A 23,125-nucleotide genomic window follows, 5' to 3' on the forward strand; every position below is an offset into this window, starting at 1 on the left:
GTCTGCTTTGGGGTCGGTTTCAGAATTTCGGCTTTCGGTAGGATCCGGGCCGAAGCTGACTAACCGCTTTTGGCGAAACCAGCCCTTCAGCATGCCGTCAGGGAACGGCAGCAAAGTCCCAAGAGCTTCCGGCCGCTCTCGACCCAGACCCAGTCGTTCCCGATCATCATCGGCAACGTCTGCTTCCGCCGAAAGCCGCCATGCAGCTTTCGTGATCACGTATTGACCACGCTTATGGCCGGAACGGGTGGATTACGGACCCTTCTATCCAGTTTGACCTATCCGCCTCCTTCTGAACTTCATTTACCATGAGGGCGAGCGCGCTATCACTTCAATTTGGCACTTCCAGCGGAAGGCATCCATGACACGCCCCTGGCGATCCTCGCAGGTGCAACCTCGGTATTCGGCAACCTTCCAACGTTTTTTGCCGCGCTGGTCGCCGTTGGGTGGCGCTTCCCACTTCATGCCCACTCTCAACTGCGCCTCTTGGCGGGCATTCAAACAGGCTTGTTCACGCGTCGACGACGGGTTGCCTGAATAAAATTCTCGAACATCACCTGCCGCAGCTGGCATGGCTAAACTGCATATTCCAACCACAGCACAAGCTAGAACAAGACTCGAAAGGCGCACTGATTTTCTCCTCTACGATGCAAAGCTGGAAAACCATTCGCCATTCGGAAACAACAATCTTTCCCGCTCCGCTGAAAAATTGTGAAATCGGCGGCGCCAAATTGTGAAAATTATGAAGAGCAGTAAGATCAGTCTATTCTGGACGCATCATTGCCATATCCTGCGCCACGCCCAGTCGCGGCTCAAAGCTTCCCAGCGCGGCGTCTGGAATTCCCGCATGCTGTTCATTCTTGCTGCGGTTCAATCTGCCCTCGCCTGCCACGGATGCCCTTCTGGTTTCAGGGGCGCGGAGCAGCTAACCTAAGTAAATGGTGGTGGGTGGAAAGCCGTTGTCGAAGTTGGATTTGTCCCGTTCAATTGTGGCGTTGTTGTTGCACCAGATGAGCCTTTCGAGCTCGGCCTCGTCCAAGAGCGAAGGCAAGCAACGTTTGTCCGAGTGCCATTTCTCTTCGTGGATCTGGTAATGGCTTGGCGAAAGATGCCGTTGCGCATAAAGTCTACCGCGTGAACGATAACAGGGCGCCCTTGGGATAATGCCGGATCGAGATACGATTCAACCAACGCATGAGAGAACGCCTCCCGACACCGGCGGCACCGGATCATCCAGCCATAGCGATGTGCGGGTACTTGCCTCCGGTCTCGATCAGAGCGCCGCTGCCATTCTTGCCCTTCTGCGGGCGCGTGCCGGATCCTGTGTCGGCAAGGACGAATTGCTCCAAGCGGGCTGGCCAGACCGTATCGTCCACGAAAATTCGCTCGCCAAGGCAATTGGACGCATTCGCCAGGTGCTGGCCGACGATGGCACCCTCACGCTCGAGGCCGTCTATGGTCATGGCTATCGCCTTGATCGCGTGAAGGAGGCGGTAGGGACTAGCGCCACTATCTCAGGCGCCATTGCCGCCCGCCCGCACTGGTGGCGGACATGGACCATGCCTATGGCGCTCGTCTCGATCGCGGCTATCGCGCTTGCCGCCGTGGTCCTGCTCACACCGGACAAACCTGTTGCCCGCGCCGGAAACGCAGAGGCCGACGCGCTTCTGGCATTCCTGTCCGAAGACCTGATCCTGCCGACCGATCCCTATGCACCCGTACCTACCAATCCCGCCTTGCGCGACGTCGTCGAACGCGCAGCCGAAAGCATGGATGAGCGATTTGCCGGTCAGCCGGGCGCGCTCGTGGCGCTCAACATTCTGGTCGCGAAGGCTTTCAGCGGCTGGGGCGAATATGACAGGGCGGTCAACCACCTGACATCGGCCCGGTTGCACGCGCAGGGGCTGGCAGACGATGAAAATGCCGCGCGGCTGGTAGAGATCGACGCGTTGGCCTGTCAGCAGATGCGGCTTGCCGGCCAGACCCGCCGCGCCGAGCAGACCTGCAACGAAGCGGCGCGGCAAGGCACAAGATTGGCTTCGCCGCATCGGTTCATGGCGCTGGTCCATCTCGGCAAGTTGCAGTTCGAAGTGGGCCGGTATGCGGAAGCTGCGGCCAATCTCGACCGGATACTGGATGACCAGAGCGATGTGAGTCCGGAAATCCGGGCCGATGCTCTCTGGTTCCGCGCCTTGGTGCTGCGCAAGCTCGCCCGGTTTGACGAGGCCGAAGCGGATTTTGCTGCACACCTCGCTCAGCGCGAGGCATTGCACGGAAAAGACCACCCGTTAACCGCGTGGGCGCACTCGGATTATGGCGACTTCCTTGCCTATGTGGGCGATTATGATCGGGCGCGCGCCGAACTTGCCTCGGCACAGACAATCTTCGACCGGCGACTGGGTGCGGACCATGTCGAATCCCGCTCCCCCGCCTATTCGCTTGCGCTGATCCATCTTAACGAAGGCGCAGCCGACAAGGCCGAGGCGATCCTTGCGCCGATGCTCGCGCTCTATTCGGCAAAGCTGGGCCGCGATCATTTCTGGACCGCCTACGTGATGACCGAACTTGCCATGGCGCAGGCCATGCAGGGCGAGGCGGACGCGGCGCGGCAACTGCTTCGCGAGGTGCGCGCCTACGCAGCCAACGAAATTTATGGCCGGCCTGCCAAGGCCGCATGGTTCCACCTGCGCTGGGCACGAGCGATGGCTGAAATTGGTGACGTGGCGACTGCACGCGATGAACTGCGTCGGGCGCGCCGCGGCATCGCTAAAGGTTTCACAGGCGACCATCCGTGGCAGGCAAGGGCGGATTGTATCGCGGCACGGATCGAACAGCGCGTAGGCGATCCGGACGCTGCCCGCGCTGCCAGGGCCAGCTGTGAGGCGCGGCTGGCGGCCAGCAATGCACCCGGCACCTATCCCGTTCATGCCGACCTGGCGCGGCTGGAGATGGTGCGGGACATGACAATGGCGCGTCCGTAATAGACGGATTTTGCTGCTTTTCATAATTTTCAGAATTTGGCGCTGCTGATTTCATGATTTTTCAGTGGTGAGGGAAAGATTCGCCTGACGGTTTGCGCAAGAAACATCCCACCATAAGTAACGGGGGAATGTTATGCGGTTTGCCAATCTTGCCATCTCAGCGATCGCCGTGGCCGCTTTTTGCGGTCTGGCTGCACCCACGAGCGTATCAGCCCAATCTGCTAGCCAGATCCGCATAAAGATAGCTTCCGGAACTGCATTTGCCGAAACCAAAGGTGAGGCGATCTCCAGAGCAAAGGACATCCTCAAAGCCAATGCAACGAACCAGTGCGGGGGCAGGGGTTGGACTTCGGTCGGGGATGTGGACACGACAGTATCTCGACCCGCCGGACCACGAAACGAGCTTTGGGTTATCGAGCTCAAGATGAAAGTTCGATGCAACTAGGCTGATGGCAGCGATTGGTGTTGCGAGCTGTAAAGTACAGTGAAGCGATCTTTCATCTCGATGTTGGCGATCTCGCTCGCCACCCAGACCGGCGCGCCTGCCTGGGCCCGTTACACCGCCAGCGCCTCGGGACCGACGGATGCGCTGGCTTGCTCTGCCGCGCGTGACAAGGCTGCGGCCCACGCCCGTGCGCATCTGGGGCTCAATCTCCGAAAGTGCCGCTGTCCGCCCGCCGTCAAAGGGCAGAACAGAACTTGCCGTATCGACTACGAAATACTTACCAAGGAATAGCGCAATGACCGTCCGGACCTCGCCTCGCAATCGGCTGAGCGTTCATGCCGGTGGTTCGTTGCTCGCGCGGCAGGGGGGCGCGCGCAGGGCGGCAGCGCCATGCCTTGCCGCCCTGGCCTTGGTCGGCACGCTTGCCGCCTGCGGCGAAAGTCGAACCGGTAATCGGGGATCCGAGGCCGACCCGCTCGCCGAACCGGTTGGCGAGACGGCAATTCGTGCCGCGGACTGCAACGGGACCGGTATTGTCGCAAACCTTCCCGCCGAGGACGGTTTCCTCGCCGTGCGGGCAGGGCCAAGCACGAATTACAGCGAAATCGCGCGGCTGAGTGGCGGCGCGGAGATACACCTGTGCACACCCGCCAAGGACAATCGCTGGGTAGGCGTCGTCTATCGCCCCGACGGCGATTTGCCTGATGCCGCACGTTGCCGCCTGACTACCGATGACAGCCCGCGCTACGAAGGGCCTTGCCGATCCGGGTGGGTTCCAGCTCGTTATCTCCTACTCGCAGAAAAAGGGGAGGAGAGCGTAGAGCCGGTCGTCGACGGCAATTCGGCATTTGACAATGATGCCGCGGCCGGCGGCACCAGCAATTCGCGAAACGCTGCGCAAATCGATCAATTGGGCAACGACATTCTGCTCTCCACCCCCGGAACGTTCACCGCAGGGCACCAAAATCCCGATCGCAATTGGACAATCACAATCAACAATCAGATCAACATAAACGGTTGTTCGATGTCGCTGCGTGTTAGGCAAGATACACGATCGAGAGAAAATCGTACGACAATACAATCTGTCAATTTTGATATGAGGTCAGTATCTGAATTTCAGACAGGATCAAGCAGCAGCTACAACTATCATTACACTAATATAGTGTTTCCATATGGCGAAGAAGGAAACATAGTCGATTTTTATTCACAAAGTGACCGTAGAGATATCAGTAATTCTAAGGATAATATCATAGCACTATTATTTGATAGCGATATCGCGGCCAAGGAAGTTATGTTGAAACTACGGGAAATGCAGCGCTTGTGCTCATGACTCGGGCTCTGCTCACCGCGCTGCGCTGGCATATGTTTTCCGCTACGATTTATGCGGCGGTCGCCTGCATTGCCCTATCCGCCCAGCCCACCACGGCGCAGCATTTGAGCGATGGCGATTACGAACAATGCGCTGTCTACGATCGCGAGGATCGCTTCATCGGATATGACAGCGTGTGCCTTGCCCGAAAGCGCGCGTTGCTACGCCGGTTCGATGGTGGTCGGCCCCAAAGCGATGAGCCTTATTACTGCCCGTGGACCGCCAACAACGGTCAGGGCTTCAACATGACATGGCACTCGGACGGTAGGGTGCCGACCTATTTCGGCACGTTCGATCGCACGATGGACGGCATCCCCTGCATCGGTAGGTCTGCGCGCCGGACACGTGGCTATCCGTGACTTCAAGAGGAGACTGATAATGAAACGAATTGTAGCCCATGCTTCAGCACTTGCCGCAATTTTCCTTGCCATGCCGCAGCCTGCACTGGCCGAAACGCCCGCCGAGATTGAGGATTATTTCAAGAGCATTCGCGAATATTCGCTTCCCTACGCGCAGGATTGCGCCTCTGGGCGCGCAGAGTTCGAGAGCGAATGCGGGCGGGCGATGGAAGACCTGATCTGCAGCGTCAACGCGATGTATATCGTGCTGGAAGAAAACAATGTCACCGGCGGGCGCTTCGTCCAGCAGTTGACCTCACTCACGAACTTCCTTGCCAATAACGAGGCCTATATCAACGAACTGATGAGCCGCGGGGAGATGCGCAATCCCGGCAAAATGGGATCACGCATGAGCGGATATTGCAGCAGCATCAATTCGACCATCCGGCCATAACCGGCCAGCAGCGTTAGGGGGTAGCCAAGTTGGAATGGAAGCGCATGCTCTTGGCAATGGCGCTTGCTGCGGGATCAGGTTACGCGGCCGCGCAATCGCGTGACGATGAACGGACCCCCGGCTGGTATTACCTGTGGGCGCAATGCCCCCAGGAACCGTCGACGTCGGAGGAACGCTTCCTGTGCGACGAGGGTTTTGAAGGCGAACAGGCCCAGGCTCTGGCCATTAGCAACGCCTTCGAGGTTGATGGAAACGGCATGGCTGAACGCGAATTGTTTGCCGTAGAAGTCGCCCGGCGGTTCGGGTTCGAGGCTGAGGTGCGCGAAGTCGGCCCGTTCCCGGGGTTTCGGGCGGTCGATGCGGAAATCGTCCGCACCCTGAAGGCCAGCCGCCGCATCCACAAAGGGCTGCTGGCTGTGACTCCGGTGACGCTCGAGCCCGAACGTCTGGCTGATGAACCCAATGACGAGGAACGCCGGACGCAGCCCGCGCCGCTTCCCCCGGTCATGGAAAGCTTCAAGGACGGCAACGCGACGCTGTGGCGTGACGATGCAAGCAGGACTTGCGGCCTGCGTCTGCCGGACGGAACCGAAGTCACGCCCGCTTACGTCACCGACCTGTGGGGCGAGAACGGGGAAGGTTGCCCTGCACGGCTGGTCGAAGGATGGGACATTTTCCGTTTCGACGTGCCCCGCAGCGGCATGATCTGTGGCGATACCGGCGTGTGCACCGAACTCTATGACGGCGAGGGCCACTGGACCGGCGTCGTCGAGGAAACGCCCCATCCGCTCTTCTCGATCGACCTGTTCCAGGACTGGGGAATCATCGCCACGGGCATGCGGAACCACCGGCTGTATTCGATCCCCGAACGCCGTTTCCTGTTCGAAGGCTGGCCGGGACCGGCGCCCGAGGAGGAAAGCCGGGTGATCATTACCGGATCGGCGATCATCGAAGACCGGCTGGCCGTGACGATCGACCGCGAATATCGTGATGCCAAGCCGGATATGGGGGTTTTCTGGCTTGATACGATGACCTTCGAAGTGATGGACGAGAAGGCGCAGGAACGGCGCAGGCGTGTAAACGCTGACGGGAGCCATGATGATGGGGAATGACGGCTATCGCACGCATTCATCGGCATCATGGCGCGTTCCGCGTCGGGGCGTATTCTCGGTGCTGCTTGCTACAGCCGCGTTTTCGCAACCGGTGGTGGCGCAAAACGCAGTGCAGGCCAACGCAGCGGCGCTTGCCGAACGGGTTTGCCTTTCGCCCGACATCTCCGACGGCTCCGATCGTGAAGGGCCGTGCAAGAAGGCGCTGATCGCACTGGAATCGGCTGGATTGCAGCAGACCCTTGTCCACGCGCGGGTCCAGCAGTCGCTCGGTCACATCTGGGCGGATCGCGGTAAGGCTGAAGGGGCCGCGAGCCATTACCAGAGCGCGATCGCCTTCGCACTTTCGTCATCAATCACCCGGGGCGAGCGGTATGAACAGCTGGCCGATCTGGAGATAGGCAGTGCCGGGTTTTGCGCCCGGTCGCCGGTAGCGCGACTGGCGATCGCCATGGCAGACCTGCGCCAGTCATGGCAGGCGAGCGATGATCTCGCCACGGCCGCCATACAATCCTTCGCGCTGGATCCCGGGGCCAAGACAGCCCCGGCGACCCTCAACAGCACCAATTTCGCTGCCCGGCAGATGATGGTTCTGTTGGGTGGATTGTTTCCGCAATTCAATCGTCCGATGGACGTGCCGTTGCTGGTTAGCCGGCTGGTTTCGAAATCGGTGCCCGCCGACGATGAATTCGCGCAGGAGCCCCAGATCGCGTTTATGGAAGCGTTATTCGCCGGGGATCGCGGGCATGATGCGGCAGCGGCGCAATTCATCGACGCTCTCGGCAGGTTGGAAGATGCGACCTATGTCGGCGAGGATGATGCAGACGAAGACGAACGGGCAGAAGCAATCACGAAGTTCGCCGCAGCTCATGCCGCTTTCCGCGCGGTCGTTCCGGAGGTGCTGACATCACGCCAGCTCGACCTTGCGCTGCAAAAGCGACTTCCTGCGGTGTGTTTTGCAGGCACGGAAGAAGCTTCCAAATAGGCTGCCCGCAGCACCCGCCTGAATCCTGTCGCCCCCCATTTTCGTGCCCTCATCGTTCCGACCGCGACGCGAGGCTCGGTTATCGTTATCGATCAGATTGCCGCTGCGCGAGCCACAAGTCGTCCCAGCGATTTTTCGACCGCTGTCCGGTTCGCGGCGGATTTCATCCAGCCGGGCAGACGGCTGGCCATGGCGCCGGGCAATATTGCGCCGTCGCGTGACCGGGCCGGCGAAGCAATCCATTCCAGCAGAGCAAGGGCATGGGCACGGTTATAAGCCCACAAGGTGCCCCGTCCTGTTTCCTCCTGCAGATAAAGCGCGCATCCGAAGGCCGGATCACGCGGTTCTCCCTGTTGAAATCGGGGCACCCAGCGCGCCGCGACCGGCTTGACGGCAGCGCATGTCTCGCATTGCGCATCAAGGCTCACCGCATGGGTCGCCACAGGCGGAAAAGACGGCCGCGATCTTTTCGGGATAGTCAGCCCGTTGCCGCACTTGTCGCAGCGCTCGGATCCGCTCGTTACCAACGTGAATGCGCCATACCAGTCGCCATTGCTGCCCGCGCGTTCGTAACTCGCCCCATCGGCGCCGAAAAGCCTGCGCCGGACGCGGCTCTGCAACAGATTGCAGCGAGGGCACACAAGACGCACAAGGTCGCGGACGTGGGCCGCTGCTCCGCAGCGTGGGCAGCAGACCAGAATATCGCGGGCGAATTCCCCGACAGGCCCATTCCCGCTCTCCATGCGTGGTTCAGTCATCACACTAGCTTAGATTGAAAGACGGTTGATGTCGCCGGTAGCAGACGCATCATGAAGGTGGGGCAGTAGCCAGAGATCACTGCCTTATCTTTTGGGTGGTCCTTTCTGAAAGTACAGGATTGCAGTCAAACGAACGGCCGCGTCGGGGTTGCAACCTGCATGTCGGGTTTCAGGAAGCGAACCTTGGAAAGCCTCCATCGGCGCTCCCGAGCACGCTTGTGTCAGCTTCTGGCAATTTCAGTCCTTCAGCATGCCGTCAGGGAACGACGGCTAAGTCCCAGATCCAGTCATAAGGGCCGCTCGAAGACCTTGTTTGCCAGCGGGCGATCAGTGGGTAAAAACCATGAGTGCATGGGGAGTGCAAAGCCCTCATTCGCCGAAGTAGCCCCACCACTCTGGCCACCGGACCTTGTGCGGCGTGCGGGTGGCGTCCCATACTTCGCGTTGCTCTTCGAATGTTAGCTGCCTATCGCCGAGCCGCGCAAGTGCTGCCTCCACGATCCATGGATTGAGCTCCCAGCGCACGCGAACTTCGTCGGTCGGATATTTCAGCTGCGCGATGCCAAGGGTGTCAATGATCGCGTCCATGCCCGAGTCCACTGCTTTCCAGACAAGCCTGGTTGGCCCGATGTAAGTGTCAGTACGAGCGGCCCGCGCCGTCTCGATCGCCTCAAGTGACGCGCGTGCTGCGGCACTGTCTCCGGCGAGGCCCTTCTGGGTGAGCTGGAGCAGGAACGCCTCGGCCGCGGTCACTCGGCGTTCGCGGCCCTCCTCGCGGATCGTGACCATCTGGCCGAGCACGGCATCATAGGGGATCTCACGACGGCTTCTCTTTGGCCGCCCGCGTGGATTGCCGGACTGCCCCTTGCGGAACCGGGTCTTGCTCGGCGGTTGACCGTAACCGACAGGCTCGGGCTCGCTCACGCGATCCGTCCGCGCGGCCAGCGCAAGGTTTCGGAATCGCTGGTAAAGAACTTGATGTCCTTCACGTCCTTGTCCGTGAACTTGCGGCGCCCCGGCTTGCTGAGCGCGGCTTGGGTCGCCCAGGCGTTGACCTTCCAGCGCTTGGGAAAGCCGGGATCAGGCTCCGCGATCCCGAGGATGCGCATGGCCTCGTTCGCATTGTCGGCACAGTGATGCTGTTCGAACGTCATAGGCGTCCGCCTGACGCCGCCCTTCTTGAGCAGCGCGGCCTCGCGCTTCTCGATCATCTTCAGGACCTTGCGGATCGCCATGCGCTTGCCAGCGAGCGCATCCTTTAGCGTCTGCTGCTGCAGCACCTCCTCAACGGTGAGCTCGCGCTCCTTCCCGCCGACGTTGGCGGTGAGGCGCTTGTCGAGGACGATTTCGAACGCCGAGACATTGGGTCGCCGTGCCTTTGGCGGCCGCCCTTTCGGATTGCCGGACTGACCGGGCTTGAAGCGCGTGTCGCTCATGCGGTCACCTCGTCGCTGTTGTCGCGATGGACCAACACGGGATTTTTTCCGGTGAGGTCGCTCCAGCGCTGCATGGCAATGTCGACATAGGCCGGATCAATGTCGAGCCCGCGGAAGCGCCTGCCAACGCGCTCGGCAGCGATCAGGCTGGTTCCCGAACCAAGGAAGATGTCCAGGACAAGGTCGCCCTGCCGGGTCACATCGCAATACGCATCGGCCACCATGGCGACCGGCTTGACCGTCGGATGGAGGGCAAGGTCCTCGCGGCGCGAGCCCTTCATCGAGTTGACGCTCGCATAGTCCCAGACATTGGTGCGGTTGCGCCCATGCTTGCCGAGCTCGACATTATTGGTGTGGGCTGCGGAGCCCACCCGGTAAACGAACACCATCTCGTGCTTGGACCGATAGAGCGACCCCATACCGGCATTGCTCTTGTTCCAGACACAGATGTTGAGCAGGTCATCATAGATACCGGTAACCGACGCGGTCACGTCGTCCATGTGACGCCAGTCCATGCACACGAAGTGAACCGCGCCGTCGCGCGAGACCTTGGCGCAGGCGCCCAGCGTCTCGGCCAGGAAGGCGCGGAACTCGCCCTCGCTCATCTCGCCTGAAGCCATCGCGAACTCGCGGTGACGCCCCTTGGCATTGGCATGACCGTTGATCTTCACGTTGTAGGGCGGATCGAGGAACGCACAGTCGATGGCCTCACCTTCGCCAACAACGCGCTGGAGGAAGGCAACGTCGCGGCCATCACCACATGCGACCCGGTGCTCGCCCAGCTGCCAGATATCGCCGGGCTTCACGCGCGGGCTTTCGGGAACGGCCGGGATGACCTCATCATCCGGATCTTCGCTTTCCGACAGTACGACGTCGATTTCGCCGGGGCTGAACCCGGTAAGCCCAAGGTCAATGTCGATCTCGGGCAGCGACAGCTCGGCGAGCTCGAGCTTGAGAATCTCGGTATCCCAGCCTGCGTTCAAGGCGATCTTGTTGTCCGCGAGCCGAAGTGCCTTCTTCTGCACATCGGTGAGGCCATCGAGGGTAATTACCGGAACGCTCTCGAGCCCCATCTCCTTTGCCGCGCGCAACCGGCCATGGCCTGCGATGAGGTTGCCTTGCGGATCGGCGAGGATCGGGTTGGTGAACCCGAAGGCGCGGATCGAGGCGATGATCTGCGCGACCTGCTTCTTCGAGTGGGTGCGCGCATTACGCGGGTCGGGCGTGAGCTCGCCGGGGGCCTTGTAGACCACTTCGAGCGTGCGACTGGCAGGTTGTCCCGCCTTGGAGAGGAGGTTGGACATATGTAGAACATATCACGCAAGCCCCTCATTCAGAAGGGCGCAGCCCGGTTTTTATTCACAGGTAACGCACCCTGCGCAGAACGGACTGGACTGTGCCCACGCCCTGAGCATTGCTGTCCTGGCGCCCGGCTCGGTCCGGGCTTGTCCCGGTAGCAGCGGCCATTCCGTCCGCCGCACCAACGGGAGACGATCATGACCGAGACCAACATCACAAGCACAGGCAAGCCCGCGAGCAAGCTCGACACGCTCGAGAAGCTTCTTCGCCGCAAGAACGGCGCGACCATCGCCGAGATGGTCAAGACAACCGGATGGCAACAGCACTCGGTGCGCGGCGCGCTCGCAGGCGCGATCAAGAAGCGCGGGCACGCGGTGATCTCGGACAAGATCAACGGGACGCGCCGCTATCGCATTGCGGAGGCGGTCAATGCATGAGGCGTTCGAGGAACATGATGCGGTCGAGCAGCTTGTCGCCGAGATTGAGGCGATGGATCTCGATGGCCTGCGCGGGTTCTGGAGGGCGCGCTACGGCGCCCCTCCCTCGCTGCGCTCCACGCCGCTCCAGCGCCGGCTGCTGGCGTGGCGGATCCAGGCACAAGCCTATGGTGGACTAGATGCCGATACGCGCAAAACAGTATCGCGGTCGGGGCCCGTACAACCCGAGGGCCGGCGACTGGGCATTGGCGCACGGCTCACCCGCATCTGGAAGGGCCGCGAGGTGATCGTGGTGGTCGAGCAGGATGGGTTCCGCTGGGAGGACCAACTGTTCCCCAGCCTCTCCGCAGCCGCGACCGCGATCGCCGGCACCCGCTGGAACGGACCGCGCTTCTTCGGTTTGCGAGACAGCTGATGCCCACCACCATAAGGCGCTGCGCGATCTACACCCGCAAGTCTTCCGAGGACGGCCTAGACCAGTCGTTCAACAGCCTCCACGCCCAGCGCGAGGCTTGCGCCGCCTATATCCTGAGTCAGGCGAGCGAGGGATGGGAGGCGCTTCCCGAACACTATGACGATGGCGGGTTCTCGGGTGGCAACACCGAACGCCCCGGTTTGAAGGCCCTGCTCGCCGATATAGCAGCGGACCGGATCGACATCGTGGTGGTCTACAAGATCGACCGTCTCACCCGCAGCCTCGCCGACTTCGCGCGGATCGTCGAGGTGTTCGAGAAGCATGACTGCAGTTTTGTCTCGGTCACCCAGTCGTTCAACACCACCGGGTCGATGGGCAAGCTCATGCTCAACGTCCTCCTCTCCTTCGCCCAGTTCGAGCGCGAAGTCACCGGCGAGCGTATCCGCGACAAGATCGCCGCCTCCAAGGCCAAGGGCATGTGGATGGGCGGCGTGCCGCCGCTCGGCTATGATCCGCCGACCGATGGGTCACGCACGCTCAAGGCGGCCGAGGCCGAGGCAGAACGAGTGCGGCATATCTTTGCTCGTTATCTCGAGCTGGGCTCGGTCCACGCCCTCCAGCGTGATCTCGAGCAGCGTGGCATTCATTCCAAGCTCTATGTCACCGCAAAGGGCAGGACCATGGGTGGGCAGCCCTTCAGCCGCGGTGCCCTGTTCCACCTCCTGCGCAACCGCGTCTATCGCGGCCAGATCGTCCACAAGGGCACCGTGCATGAGGGCGAGCATGCAGCAATCGTCGATGCCGAACTGTTCGACCGGGTGCAGACCCGGCTCGATGCCCAGGTGCGGCGGCATCAGACGAGGGCGAAGAACCGCAGCGTCAGAGCGCCGCTGACAGGCAAGCTGTTCGATGCGGTCGGATATTCGATGAGCCCAACCACCTCGCGCGGAAAGTCGGGACGAACCTATCGCTACTATGTCTCGGCGCCGCTCCAGCAAGGCGGGCGGCCCGTCGGTTCAAATTCGATCCAACGCCTGTCGGCGCCCGAGATCGAACGGGTCGTGAGCGAGGCCGTCCGGCGCTGGGTGCCCAAGATAGAGGATCCGTTTGCGATCGTCCGCTCGATCCACCTAAGCGAGCGGGGATTACAGGTCGCGCTTGATGCCGAGCAAGGCAGGAGCCTCGCCGCGAGGTTGGGCGACGGCGAGGTGATCCTTGATCGTACCACCGACAGCATCACCGTCTCGCTGCCGATCCTGTTCGCACCGCGCGGGTCACGCACGCTTGTTCTTGCTGCCAACTCGCGACCGCGACAACCTGACCCGGTGCTCATCTCTGCCCTCAGAAAAGCCCACGCTATGCTCCGGACCAAACGCGGCCTGCCGATGATCGATTCGGCACCGCGCTCCCCATACGATCGTGCGATCCTGCGCCTCGCCTTCCTCGCCCCCGACATTCAGCGCGCCATTCTCGAAGGACGCCAGCCAACCCATCTCAACCTTGAATGGTTCAAGGGAATCGACGTCCCGCTCGCTTGGTCGAAGCAGCGAGAGATGCTCGGATTTGGCCCACGCCGTACTTTCTGTTCCGGCGAACAAATCACCTGATCGCTGCGATTAAAGTCCCTGTTCCATGCGATTAAATTCCCTGTTCCGACGAATAACAGGAAAACGGTGTTTTTGCGCACGCAACCCACTGACGCGGCACGCTTATTGTCGAGCAGAAGCCCGCGATATGGCCCAAAACGGCCTGCTTTTGGGGCTCAAACTTACATTTTTCCCTGTTCTTGCCTGTTAAACAGGGAAACCGAACCGATGCGAGCGGCCCAAGAGACGGCGCCGCCAAACGGCGCCTGAAAGGGCGGAAGAGACCCCGCGAATGATGCGCCGGTTACCGGTTCAGCCGCGCAAACCCGCCTGTTCACGGGGTTTACGGGCGCCACCTGAAATCAGAGACAAGTGCCGGGGGTGGCTGGCGGAGCAGGAGTCCGCTATTATATCGTTCTAATAACAAGAAAGTGCTTAGAAATTTTCTATCCGAAAAATGGCAATCCCACACTTTCACCCACATTACTGCGATGGCGTTGCGTTGGCCTTGTCGTTTAGCACTTGGCGCAGGACGCGATTGAAGGAAGGGTTTTTAGACGGCTTGATATCCGCCAAACACTGATCGATGGCATTTTTTGTTGCTGCATACAAACGGTTAGCGGAGTCCGAGCCCGATTGAAGTATGCCCGCGTTGCAATACTCAAAAGTGCCCCAAATCTGCCCGCCCGCAGCATCCGGCAATGTATCCCACTGTTGGACTGAAACATCGAGTGCAACAACGCATGTGCTACCGCCAACGTGCACCACATTTGCATTTACGTAAACGTATGCGTCAGCTTCACTTGAGACAGTTATCCGATTGTAGCGAAGCGCAGATTTAGTCGCGCCCTCGATACCTTGCTTTGTCACATTGCAACGTATCGCATCAGGACTCAATTCCTCGATCACCACTTTTAAGCTGGCTGGGATCACTTGCTGCGCCATGACTGGAGTTACTACGCAGCAGGCTAGGACGCACCCCGAACCGACCATTTTTGCAAGCTTTGATATCGTTAGCACCACCCCCTCCTATCACCCCAGCGTCGGGCAAGCCCCTCGCTCACCAGTTGCCTACCTATCGAGCGCCCGCCGCGCGTGACGGTCGCCAGCGTTCGCCCGTAACGGTCAGTTCCTTGCTCTTGCAGCTCAAACCTCCCGGCGTTCAATTGCGCGGCCAGCCGATACGTTGCAGATCGTCCCAGCTTCGCCTCTGCCTCACACTTGGGGTTGCTCACTTCGGGCGCGTCAATGTCGGCCAGCCGATACTTGATGCGGTTATGCCAGAACGTGTCCCCATCCACCACGCAGGTAACGCGCCTGCCGTCGCCACAGATCGGGAAAGTAGCTTCGACCGCCAAGCCGTCGCCTGCTAGTGTCAGAGCAGAAGCGAGCAACAGCATGGCGGATCGATACCCTTGAGTTTCTCTGAGGACTTATTCGGGCTCAGATTCGGCCGGAACCGCCTCTACATTTGCCTCAGCTTGAACCGGGGATGCAGTCGCAGCTTTTACCGCCGGAACAGAGAGACTAGCCCCCTTTGGCAGAGCGACAGGGAGATTAGCTTCCAAGGTCGCATTAAGCTCGCGACCCTCCGGGATGACACCGCTCTTGCCCGTAATGAACCCAGCAAAAATTCCTGCCGCAATAACACCGCCAACGGTTGCCAAGGTCGCACCATTTCCCTCTTGCCGATAGGTGCCGTCAATATTCACCCTTCGGTTGCCGAGCTGAAGATATTCAAGCTCAATGTCCATTTTTCCCGACTTACCGAACGCCCCTCGGCTGGTGAGCCACGTGATGCGACCAACTGCTTTGGTCCCCTCAGGAATCACGATGTAGTCGCCAAGCATCACATTGGTCGCCACGGCGAGGTTGAATTGGTCGCCTTCTTTCCAGCTATCGCCTTTGGTCGTCACCATCTGAGTCATCCTCAGAGGAATCGTAGTCCCAGCTGGAAGGTAGGTCTCCGGCTCTGGCGCTGCCTGCACGGCCTGCACGGGAACCGCTGCCTCTTGGGCGAATGCCACAACGGGAAGTAGCGCCATAGCGAGCGCCAAGTTCGAGATTTTCATTATTGCCCCTCTTGATCAAATCGACGCGAATCGCGCCGTGGATTAAGATTGCCCGAATCCCGATTTAATGTCTAATTTTCAAAGCGAAGGGGCGACATCGCGCATAGAAAAAATTAACCTCAACCGTCGTAGGGCTAAACGCGCAAACTAATCCCATCCGCAAGCTCGGCGGCTGGGAAGGCGCTCACGAAGGCATGCGCGATTTCGATATTACGGAAGTAGAATGCCGCCGTGCTGCAAGCCAAGCCGGGCGCACCGTGGCAGGCATATTCTGCCGCCGAGACGTTTGCTCTCAGCCAATCGGTCATGCCATCGAGCAGCTTACCCAGCCCGCCATCCGGCACGCGGATTTTCACCCGGACCGGAAAGGCCAGATCATCCCGCTTCGCCTGCCGAATCGAATGCTGCGACATGAGCGGAACATGAAGGGAACGAACGCCAGCCGCAATCCCTCTCGCGCGTGTGCGCGGGCGAAAAACTGTGTTAGCGTTTCAATGGTGGATGATGACCGGTTGCCACCTTCGCGGCTTCAAGAATTTGACCACCCCCCATCGCACTACATTTAGTGTCACAGTGTCTCAATATGGGGCTTGAGCATCGCCGCAAGCTGCGGAAGCCCATTGGACTGCAAGTGGATGATAAACTCGTTCGGGCTGTAGGCAGGAGCCTTAGTCACCCGGACCCTGCGACAGCGCCCGCCGGCCCATGTTGTTTCGCTGCTCAGCTTGTCCGCAGTGTCCGGCGCGCATGTATCGCCGCTTTTATAGCTCCGCTTGTTTCCTCCCTCGCGTGTACGCGTATCGCGCAGCGAACGAGGGAGATACTTCGCTCAAAGCAAAATGCCGCTGGTCGCGAGACTAGCGGCATTGCATGCAAGTAGTTGGATCGGCGTCAGACCGCGAAACGAACCCGGTGCGTCGTATTGCCCCGACGACGCATCGCAGCGCCCACTAGACCGAAGCCAAGGAGCATCATCGCCCAAGTCGCCGGTTCAGGAACCGGGCTGACCGGGGTCCCTTGACCGACTGCTGAGGATACATTGCCGATTTGGAAGCTCTGCGTGCGGTTCACGAAATTACTAAGCGTAATCTCGTTTTTCGCACTGCCGAACTGCAGTGTCAGAGTACCCGTGCCGGGGTCTGAAATATTCTTGTGATTGCCGTTGGGGCAACTACCGCTGCCGGCTTGAAAGCAAGTTTCGGCTCTAAACCCTGCAGCCTTAAACCCGAGACTCTCGTTGCCGTAGGTACCATCCGCCATAACACCCACGACATCTGGAGATACGTTGAAGCCAAACCCCGTCACCGTACCCGCGCCAGTGTTATCTAGAGAGTATTTGAAGACCCAGTTAGAGCCCACGCTGATTACGGTAAGCGTCAGGAGCGAACTAAGGCCCCGAACCACTTGGCCGTCAGACAAGCCGTTGAACGAGACGTTGAACGTATCGTCAACCCCGGTAACTGTCACCTGACCGCCATCGATGGTAACAGCCGCCTGTGCTGGCGATGAGAGGGCGAAACCTATTGCCACACCGCTCATCAAAACTGCCTGCTTCATAGGTCGAATACCTTCTCCCGGCGCGCTCGCGAAAGCCACCCCATTGAACCATGACGCAGGTGCGACTTTTCGCGAATCCCGTTAGGCCCAACTCAAGGATAGTTAACAGGTTTGCGAACGGATCGAGAGTCTAAATTGAAAGTTAAGGTTAATGTGCCCCGATACGAGACTATGGCTCCCCGTCTTCACAGTCGGCAACTTGGAGTGTTCAACTTTGCACTGCCCACACCCTAAGATTCTGCGTCCGCCCCCAGCGCTTCCCGACAATCGCCCCGCCCGGCTTTAGCAGATCCAGCCCCAACTCCGCTGCCACCGTGCTATCGCTGCCCTTAGTGAAATAGTTTCCCAGCCGCTCTAGGTTCTCGCGGTAGAGCGCCGGGCTTGTCCAAGCGCAATTCACGCTCCCGCCGATCGGACTAATCCGGCTCACCCCCTTTGAGTATTGCCCGCCCGCCGCCTTGATCCAGCGCCGGGTAAGATAGCCTAGCCGCCAGCCACGCGGCAGGTGGAACGCGATGTGAACGTGAGCGCCGTTCCGCACCCCAACCTCCCGCACCCAGACAGCCGCGAAGCTTCCGCCTCTCACACGCGCGTAGCGGCTTACAAAAACTAGCAGCCTGCCCACGAATGCAGCCCCGTCCCGGTCGGAAATCCCGGCCCGCTCATAGTCTACCGTCCAATGGCGGGTGAGAGGCAAGCCCTTCAGATCTGCTGTAGCTAAAGCCTTGAGGATTCCTTCAGCCTGACCTTGTTTGAGCGCCGTTGTCACCCGGTCCCGCCGATTGCGTGCGCCGCCCCACGTGCCTTTTTTCGGTGCCGGAAAATTCGCTTTCCCTTTCGCGGGCGAGCTGTGTGCATCGCCTTTTTTATAGGTCCGCAGGTTTTCCCTCTCGCATGCGCGCGTATTGCTCTCACAAGTCGCGTTTGCTGCCTTCCTCTCGCGCGTGCGTGGAATGCGTGATTTATCGGCTGGCGGCTGGGATGGGCCATAACTGCATAGTTGCATGACACGTGCCAATCCGGCGCGCATGGCTGTTTCCCGCCTGTATTATCAGGCGAGCGCCAGCCGCGCTGTCCAAGTTTCAAGATTGATCGGAAAGAGCGGGGACCGCCCCAAAAAGCGGCCCCTCGCCCGTTTTTCTGCCGTTATTAAACGGCTCCGGCTTTCCTGCTTTCAGCATAAGCCGCGAGCGCCTTGGCAAGTTCCGGCACCGCATCGGGCGGGAACGTTACGCCCTTCCCGGTCGGGATAGTGCCATCCTCTGCCCACCAGCGCAGCTCGAAGAACGTCTCGCCCTTGAAGCTCCGCTCGCCTGCGAGGATAAACCCACCGCGCTTGGCGAATTGCCAGATCGGCGGAGAGGTGAAGCCGCTACCCTCCATGCTCGCCTCCGACTTGATTGTTTTGATTGTTTTCAAAACAGCCCGCCCGGTGCTCGCCCGGTGCATTATCACCGAACAGCTTTGTGGCGAGGCGATAGCGCGCGTGGCGATATTCCCCTTCAAGCTCGGTAGAGATTGCCAGCCCGTCCTCGCGCATCGCGTGGATCGAAGCTCCAAGACGCGTATGCCACGGCAGGCAATCCCATTGCGTGATTCCGCCCGGCGTGGCGACCAGCATATCGAGCACGCGAGCGCGCTTGCCCTTGTAGCGCCATTTGCGCCCTTCTGAGTCCCGATAGGCGGCTTTGCGGCTGTTTGCCCGCCTCTGCCCCTCAGGAGCGTCCACAGCGCCTTCTGGGTGGCTCCTGCCAATCCTTGCGGCTCGGATGGCGGGTGTCCGGTCGGTTCCTGGCCCAATCGGGCTAGCATCCTGCCCGGTTTGAGGGTATTCGGAGACCGCATTTGCTTGCTGAGCATTGCACCGGGGTTCGGGCGTTGCAGCGCCCAGCCCCGATTTCGTTTCAGGCGGCTGCATTTGCACCTCCCCCGGTAATCGGCAGGCTTGCCGCCCATGCCTCGGCATCCTCGCGCGCAATGCGGGTTGCAGCGCCGAATTTGCGGAGCTTGATGCGGCCAGCCGCCGCCTCGCGGTAAAGTGAGGTTTTCCCGATGCGGTAGCGGTCGCAAAAGTCGGCCACCGTCATTAGCTCGGAAGGGGCGTTTGTCATGGCCCTTGTCTCCTGCCCGGAAGCCTAGCGCCGGGCGCGCACCGCAGCGAATGCCGTGGCACGCCTAGGAATATGCCAGACTGTCCGGGATGTCGGGTGACAAGGGTTTTTAGGGTTTTTTGGCCCTCAATGCCCCAAGTAGCTTTCGAGCTTTTGGCTTCAGCGTGTCGTCGCTGGGGATCGGCACACCACGTCTCTCAAAAGAGGACCGCAAAAGTCGGATAAGCTCCGTTTGCACCCCCTTTGCTTCAAGGTTCGCAAACTGGACATCGTGGTAAAGCGCAGCCGCTACGTCAGCGAATGCAGCCTCCCAGTCGAAAACCGTGCGCCTGACTGCGCTCTCAGGGCCGGGCAGATTCACAGCAGTCCCCACAAATGCTGAGAGCTGCCGCCGGTTAAAAGAGACACCTGCTGCTGAATGACGCTCCCAGCCATCACCTTCCGGTTCTTCTCGGAAGTGCATTTGCCAAACGGAAAACTCCCCAATGGTCCAGTCAGCGGACTCACCGCCGAACGGTCCATGCGGCATTTCAGGTTCGGCGGACTCAAAAGGGTGCTTCCAGAATTCAGGTTCCAAGAGTTTTAAACGCCCTGTCGTGTTTTCTAGCGGCTGGGGAAAAGGCTTCTCCCAGTCCCCATCCCACTGGGTCTCGAACATATTGAAATATTGCGACGTTACGATTTCCGCTCTCGCGTCCAGAAGCCCCTTACGGCATCTGCCTACAATGATTTTTTTCGCGTCTCCCGGTTTATTGGCTGCGACTATTTCTACCGTCTCTCGACATCCGACCCATAAGGAATCGTCCTCAAGCATTGGCCAACCGAACGACATTGCCGCCGCGCGCCCCGTCACAGTAATTCGCCCAAGCCGCCATTAGCTCCCGACGCTTTTCCAGCATGGTCCCGCGCTGATAGGCGGCAACCGTCTTGTCGCTCACCACGTGCGCCAGCGCAGCCTCGGCCAGATCTGAAGGCCAATTGGTTTGCTCGGCAACCCAATCGCGGAAGGTAGAGCGGAAGCCGTGCGCGGTCACGCTCTGGCCCATGTCGCGGAGCGCCTTGGTGAGCGTCATGTCGGAGAGGGGCTTGCCGCGCTTCTGGCCCGGAAAAACAAGGTCAGTGTATTCCCGGCGATGCACTTTCATACGCTCGAAAAGCGCCACCGCTTGCGGGGAAAGCGGCACCACGTGTTCGCGTCCTGCCTTCATCCGCTCGGCTGGCACCGTCCACGTTGCCGCGTCCAGATCAAGCTCGCCCCAAGTCATCAACCGCACCTCCCCCGAACGTGCGGCAGTCAGGATAACAGCTTCGAGCGCCAGCCGCCCCATGCTTTCGAATTCCCGTAATTTACGCGTAAATACGGGAAGCTCGGCATAGGGGAGCGCGGCATGGTGCTTGGGCTTGGCGCGCTGCTTAGGGAGCGCCTTGTCGATCACAGGCAAGGCCAGCCCGCTTGTCCGGTAGCCCTTGGCGACTGCCCAATCGATTACCGCATTGATACGCTGGCGCAGCCGCCGCGCGGTTTCCGGCTTTTCTAGCCATATCGCCGCGAGGCAGTCGCGCACCGCCGCCGCGTCAACGTCCGCCACCGATCGATTGCCGAATGCCGGGACCGCATAGGTTTCGAGTGTGTTGAGCCATTGCGCCGCGTGCTTGGCATTTTTCCAGCTCGGCGCGTTCTCAGCATGAACCGTTTTACGGCTACGGAAAATGTGGGAATGCCCGCCGCCTTGGCGCGCTCGGCCACCGGATCGATCCCAATCTCGATTTGCTGGCGCACATCTGCCGCGCGCTCGCGGGCAAGCTTGAGTGGGACTTTGCTTGCGCTGCCCAAGCCAATGTCGCGCCGCCGCCCGTCTTTTTGGACTCGGACAATCCAGCTCTTGCTGCCGCCCTTGCCCACCACGAGGCCGAGTCCCTCGCCATCCCAATAGCGCCCCGGTTCCTTGACCTTGGCGATTGCCGTTGCCGTGAGCTTACCCATTGCCGCTTTCCCCACACTATTCCCCACACCGTAGCGCGGCTAGTGGGGAACGGCAAGGGCCAGCTGGGGACGATAACGTTTGCTATTTCCCTCTATTTTAGTGGGATATAACGGCTGGCGAGGATCGGCTGGGAATGGGTGGGTGGCGGAGCAGGAGGGATTCGAACCCTCGATACGCTTTTGACGTATACACACTTTCCAGGCGTGCGCCTTCGACCACTCGGCCACTGCTCCGCATGCCCTTACGGGCAAGCACGCGCCGATAGCGGCGAAAGGCTGCCTTCGCAAGGCGGTCTGCGGGGGCGACGATTGGCCGGGGTGCGGAATCGTGGTAATTGAGTCGCCGTGGCCAGCGCTGCGCGGATACGGCATTCCCTGCGAACGCGGCTATCGAGAACCCCTTTCCGCCCTCGAAAACGCGTGGAAAGGGGTTTTTGATTGGGTAGAGACTGTGCCAGAACACTCTCCATGAGAACCCCACTCCTCGCCGCTGCAGCGGCCCTCGCCCTTGGTCTTCCCCTCGCCGCGCAGGACCCCTCGCGCTCAAGTAGCGAAGCGGTAGGGCCAACAAAGACTCCCGCGCCCGCCCCGTCCGAAATCGTCGCTGCCGCGCCCAAGGCGGACTGGATGGCGATCCCGGCGAAGGATCTGCTGGTGATGACCCTCGCCCCAGATGCAAAAGGCAAGCCGCGGCAGGTGGTAATCCAGTTGATGCCCGCGCCCTTCTCGCAAGGCTGGGTCCACAACATCCGCCTGTTCGCGCGCTCCGGGTGGTATGACGGCATCTCCGTCAATCGGGTGCAGGACAACTACGTCACCCAGTGGGGCGATCCCAATTACGACAATCCGGAAGCGACGGGAAAGACAAAGCCCTTGCCCGACGGGCTAAAGGTGATGACGGAAGCGGAGTACACGACGAAGTTTGTCGGCGATGATCTACTTGCCCGCTCCCGATGGTCTGATGCTTATGCAGGTTGGGCAGCCTTTGTCGGAGGGTGGCCGGTTGGCACAGAGATGAATTCGGTCCATTCGACTGAGTATCTTGCTTGGCCCACCCACTGCTACGGCATGGTCGGCGTCGGGCGGAATTACTCGCCCGACACCGGATCGGGCGCGGAACTCTACACCGTGATCGGCCATGCGCCGCGGCACTTGGATCGCAACATCGCCCTCGTCGGGCGGGTGATTGAGGGGATGCAGCACCTCTCCTCGCTGCCGCGCGGGTCGGGCGCGCTGGGTTTCTACACCGCCGAAGAAGCGGACAAGCGCACGCCGATCCTTACTGTGCGGGTGGCGAGCGATCTTCCGGCCGATGAACAACCGCAGTTCGAATACCTCTCGACCGAAAGCGACACCTTCGCGACCTATGCCGAAGCCATCGCCAACCGCCGCGATCCGTTCTTCATTGTTCCGGCCGGCGGCGCCGATATCTGCAACATCCGCGTGCCGGTGCGGCGGGCGGAAAGCGGTGAATGAAACCGTCCGCACTACCCTGCCGCTGAGCCGCTGGCAGGGAGAGCGCGGCACCTATCATCTCGTCGTCCTCACCGGTGCCGAAGCCCAGGCGATTGCCACCCACGCGGCGATCAGCCGGCTCGAATTCGGCCGCGCGCGCGGCTTCGGTTCGGTGAAAGTCGTCGCGCAGATCGGCGAGACGCGGTGGAAGACATCGGCATTCCCGCAGAACCGGTCGCGCGAATGGGTGCTGCTGGTCAGCCGCAAGGTGATGCGCGCCGAAGATATCGCCGAAGGTGACGCGGTGACGCTCGAACTCGAGCTGCTCTGACGG

At 60.5% G+C, this 23,125-nt stretch carries 29 protein-coding genes, 1 tRNA gene and 1 pseudogene; 11 read left to right on the plus strand and 20 right to left on the minus strand.

The window, feature by feature from the left end; genetic code table 11:
• On the minus strand, positions 1 to 219 hold a 219-nt coding region (locus OIK40_RS11035; RefSeq protein ID WP_273678389.1), incomplete at its 3' end, for a hypothetical protein.
• A gap of 84 nt (positions 220 to 303) precedes the next feature.
• Entirely contained in the window at positions 304 to 573 is a 270-nt protein-coding gene (locus tag OIK40_RS11040; protein WP_273678390.1) for a hypothetical protein, read from the minus strand.
• A gap of 674 nt (positions 574 to 1,247) precedes the next feature.
• On the opposite strand from OIK40_RS11040, the gene OIK40_RS11045 reads away from it, so the two are divergent.
• Entirely contained in the window at positions 1,248 to 2,981 is a 1,734-nt protein-coding gene (locus OIK40_RS11045) for a tetratricopeptide repeat protein (RefSeq protein ID WP_273678391.1), read from the plus strand.
• A 51-nt stretch (positions 2,982 to 3,032) separates the two neighbouring features.
• Here the strand turns inward: OIK40_RS11045 and OIK40_RS11050 are convergent, their stop codons facing one another.
• On the minus strand, positions 3,033 to 3,284 hold the full coding sequence (locus tag OIK40_RS11050) for a hypothetical protein (protein WP_273678392.1): 252 nt from the start codon (positions 3,282 to 3,284) through the stop codon (positions 3,033 to 3,035).
• A gap of 437 nt (positions 3,285 to 3,721) precedes the next feature.
• Between OIK40_RS11050 and OIK40_RS11055 the strand changes: the two genes are divergently transcribed.
• From OIK40_RS11055 to OIK40_RS11075, 5 genes are read left to right on the plus strand one after another with little or no spacing between them, the layout of a single operon-like run.
• The gene (locus OIK40_RS11055; RefSeq protein ID WP_273678393.1) at positions 3,722 to 4,756 is read left to right on the plus strand and encodes an SH3 domain-containing protein; all 1,035 of its coding nucleotides are present in this window, start codon (positions 3,722 to 3,724) and stop codon (positions 4,754 to 4,756) included.
• The gene (locus OIK40_RS11060) at positions 4,753 to 5,154 is read left to right on the plus strand and encodes a hypothetical protein (RefSeq protein ID WP_273678394.1); all 402 of its coding nucleotides are present in this window, start codon (positions 4,753 to 4,755) and stop codon (positions 5,152 to 5,154) included. The genes OIK40_RS11055 and OIK40_RS11060 overlap by 4 nt, the downstream gene beginning before the upstream one ends.
• A 19-nt stretch (positions 5,155 to 5,173) precedes the next feature.
• Positions 5,174 to 5,587 (plus strand): hypothetical protein, encoded by a 414-nt coding sequence (locus OIK40_RS11065; protein ID WP_273678395.1) that lies wholly within the window; start codon positions 5,174 to 5,176, stop codon positions 5,585 to 5,587.
• Positions 5,588 to 5,631: 44 nt separating this feature from the next.
• Positions 5,632 to 6,699, plus strand: a complete 1,068-nt coding sequence (locus OIK40_RS11070) for a hypothetical protein (protein ID WP_273678396.1) — start codon at positions 5,632 to 5,634, stop codon at positions 6,697 to 6,699.
• Positions 6,683 to 7,681, plus strand: a complete 999-nt coding sequence (locus OIK40_RS11075) for a hypothetical protein (protein WP_273678397.1) — start codon at positions 6,683 to 6,685, stop codon at positions 7,679 to 7,681. Before OIK40_RS11070 ends, OIK40_RS11075 begins: the two co-directional genes overlap by 17 nt.
• Before the next feature lie 92 nt (positions 7,682 to 7,773).
• On the opposite strand, the gene OIK40_RS11080 is transcribed toward OIK40_RS11075, so the two are convergent.
• From OIK40_RS11080 to OIK40_RS11095, 4 genes are all read right to left on the minus strand, one after another.
• Positions 7,774 to 8,301 carry a hypothetical protein gene (locus OIK40_RS11080; RefSeq protein ID WP_273678398.1) on the minus strand — a complete coding sequence of 176 codons (528 nt, stop codon included), beginning with the start codon at positions 8,299 to 8,301 and terminating at the stop codon, positions 7,774 to 7,776.
• A gap of 507 nt (positions 8,302 to 8,808) precedes the next feature.
• Positions 8,809 to 9,363, minus strand: coding sequence for a DUF5681 domain-containing protein (locus OIK40_RS11085; RefSeq protein WP_273678399.1), 555 nt, complete (start codon positions 9,361 to 9,363; stop codon positions 8,809 to 8,811).
• Positions 9,360 to 9,875 (minus strand): DUF5681 domain-containing protein, encoded by a 516-nt coding sequence (locus OIK40_RS11090; protein WP_273678400.1) that lies wholly within the window; start codon positions 9,873 to 9,875, stop codon positions 9,360 to 9,362. Before OIK40_RS11090 ends, OIK40_RS11085 begins: the two co-directional genes overlap by 4 nt.
• A complete protein-coding gene (locus tag OIK40_RS11095; protein WP_273678401.1) occupies positions 9,872 to 11,179 on the minus strand; it encodes a site-specific DNA-methyltransferase in 1,308 nt (435 codons plus the stop codon). Before OIK40_RS11095 ends, OIK40_RS11090 begins: the two co-directional genes overlap by 4 nt.
• Before the next feature lie 192 nt (positions 11,180 to 11,371).
• Between OIK40_RS11095 and OIK40_RS11100 the strand changes: the two genes are divergently transcribed.
• From OIK40_RS11100 to OIK40_RS11110, 3 genes are read left to right on the plus strand one after another with little or no spacing between them, the layout of a single operon-like run.
• Positions 11,372 to 11,611, plus strand: a complete 240-nt coding sequence (locus OIK40_RS11100) for a DUF3489 domain-containing protein (protein ID WP_273678402.1) — start codon at positions 11,372 to 11,374, stop codon at positions 11,609 to 11,611.
• Positions 11,604 to 12,026, plus strand: a complete 423-nt coding sequence (locus OIK40_RS11105; RefSeq protein WP_273678403.1) for a DUF2924 domain-containing protein — start codon at positions 11,604 to 11,606, stop codon at positions 12,024 to 12,026. Before OIK40_RS11100 ends, OIK40_RS11105 begins: the two co-directional genes overlap by 8 nt.
• Positions 12,026 to 13,633 carry a recombinase family protein gene (locus OIK40_RS11110; RefSeq protein ID WP_273678404.1) on the plus strand — a complete coding sequence of 536 codons (1,608 nt, stop codon included), beginning with the start codon at positions 12,026 to 12,028 and terminating at the stop codon, positions 13,631 to 13,633. The genes OIK40_RS11105 and OIK40_RS11110 overlap by 1 nt, the downstream gene beginning before the upstream one ends.
• Before the next feature lie 462 nt (positions 13,634 to 14,095).
• Here OIK40_RS11110 and OIK40_RS11115 read toward each other — a convergent pair whose 3' ends face one another.
• The 13 genes and pseudogenes from OIK40_RS11115 to OIK40_RS11175 all read right to left on the minus strand — a co-directional run bounded on the left by OIK40_RS11115 (position 14,096) and on the right by OIK40_RS11175 (position 21,570).
• On the minus strand, positions 14,096 to 14,557 hold the full coding sequence (locus OIK40_RS11115) for a hypothetical protein (protein ID WP_273678405.1): 462 nt from the start codon (positions 14,555 to 14,557) through the stop codon (positions 14,096 to 14,098).
• Between the two features lie 68 nt (positions 14,558 to 14,625).
• Positions 14,626 to 15,012 carry a thermonuclease family protein gene (locus OIK40_RS11120; protein ID WP_273678406.1) on the minus strand — a complete coding sequence of 129 codons (387 nt, stop codon included), beginning with the start codon at positions 15,010 to 15,012 and terminating at the stop codon, positions 14,626 to 14,628.
• Positions 15,013 to 15,045: 33 nt separating this feature from the next.
• Positions 15,046 to 15,684, minus strand: a complete 639-nt coding sequence (locus tag OIK40_RS11125; protein ID WP_273678407.1) for a hypothetical protein — start codon at positions 15,682 to 15,684, stop codon at positions 15,046 to 15,048.
• A 134-nt stretch (positions 15,685 to 15,818) separates the two neighbouring features.
• A complete protein-coding gene (locus OIK40_RS11130) occupies positions 15,819 to 16,097 on the minus strand; it encodes a hypothetical protein (protein WP_273678408.1) in 279 nt (92 codons plus the stop codon).
• A gap of 478 nt (positions 16,098 to 16,575) precedes the next feature.
• Positions 16,576 to 17,241, minus strand: coding sequence for a cistern family PEP-CTERM protein (locus OIK40_RS11135; protein ID WP_273678409.1), 666 nt, complete (start codon positions 17,239 to 17,241; stop codon positions 16,576 to 16,578).
• 208 nt (positions 17,242 to 17,449) lie between these two features.
• The gene (locus OIK40_RS11140) at positions 17,450 to 18,271 is read right to left on the minus strand and encodes a hypothetical protein (RefSeq protein ID WP_273678410.1); all 822 of its coding nucleotides are present in this window, start codon (positions 18,269 to 18,271) and stop codon (positions 17,450 to 17,452) included.
• A 119-nt stretch (positions 18,272 to 18,390) separates the two neighbouring features.
• Positions 18,391 to 18,624, minus strand: a complete 234-nt coding sequence (locus OIK40_RS11145) for a PC4/YdbC family ssDNA-binding protein (protein WP_273678411.1) — start codon at positions 18,622 to 18,624, stop codon at positions 18,391 to 18,393.
• Positions 18,614 to 18,871: a hypothetical protein gene (locus OIK40_RS11150; RefSeq protein WP_273678412.1), complete on the minus strand. Its 258-nt coding sequence runs from the start codon at positions 18,869 to 18,871 to the stop codon at positions 18,614 to 18,616. Before OIK40_RS11150 ends, OIK40_RS11145 begins: the two co-directional genes overlap by 11 nt.
• Before the next feature lie 274 nt (positions 18,872 to 19,145).
• A complete protein-coding gene (locus tag OIK40_RS11155) occupies positions 19,146 to 19,352 on the minus strand; it encodes a helix-turn-helix domain-containing protein (RefSeq protein WP_273678413.1) in 207 nt (68 codons plus the stop codon).
• A gap of 109 nt (positions 19,353 to 19,461) precedes the next feature.
• Positions 19,462 to 20,166: a hypothetical protein gene (locus OIK40_RS11160; RefSeq protein ID WP_273678414.1), complete on the minus strand. Its 705-nt coding sequence runs from the start codon at positions 20,164 to 20,166 to the stop codon at positions 19,462 to 19,464.
• Positions 20,159 to 21,232, minus strand: a complete 1,074-nt coding sequence (locus OIK40_RS11165; protein ID WP_374211810.1) for a tyrosine-type recombinase/integrase — start codon at positions 21,230 to 21,232, stop codon at positions 20,159 to 20,161. The genes OIK40_RS11160 and OIK40_RS11165 overlap by 8 nt, the downstream gene beginning before the upstream one ends.
• Positions 21,142 to 21,336 (minus strand): annotated as a pseudogene (locus OIK40_RS15100) (integrase arm-type DNA-binding domain-containing protein); the annotation flags it as partial. The pseudogene OIK40_RS15100 and the gene OIK40_RS11165, both read right to left, overlap by 91 nt.
• 143 nt (positions 21,337 to 21,479) lie before the next feature.
• Positions 21,480 to 21,570: transfer RNA gene (locus tag OIK40_RS11175), tRNA-Ser, on the minus strand.
• 234 nt (positions 21,571 to 21,804) lie between these two features.
• Between OIK40_RS11175 and OIK40_RS11180 the strand changes: the two genes are divergently transcribed.
• Positions 21,805 to 22,812 carry a peptidylprolyl isomerase gene (locus OIK40_RS11180; protein ID WP_273678417.1) on the plus strand — a complete coding sequence of 336 codons (1,008 nt, stop codon included), beginning with the start codon at positions 21,805 to 21,807 and terminating at the stop codon, positions 22,810 to 22,812.
• Positions 22,805 to 23,122 (plus strand): DUF1905 domain-containing protein, encoded by a 318-nt coding sequence (locus OIK40_RS11185; protein ID WP_273678418.1) that lies wholly within the window; start codon positions 22,805 to 22,807, stop codon positions 23,120 to 23,122. Before OIK40_RS11180 ends, OIK40_RS11185 begins: the two co-directional genes overlap by 8 nt.
• Positions 23,123 to 23,125 lie beyond the last annotated feature (3 nt).

Origin of the sequence: Erythrobacter fulvus, from assembly GCF_028595285.1 — a bacterium.
Taxonomy (GTDB): domain Bacteria; phylum Pseudomonadota; class Alphaproteobacteria; order Sphingomonadales; family Sphingomonadaceae; genus Erythrobacter; species Erythrobacter fulvus.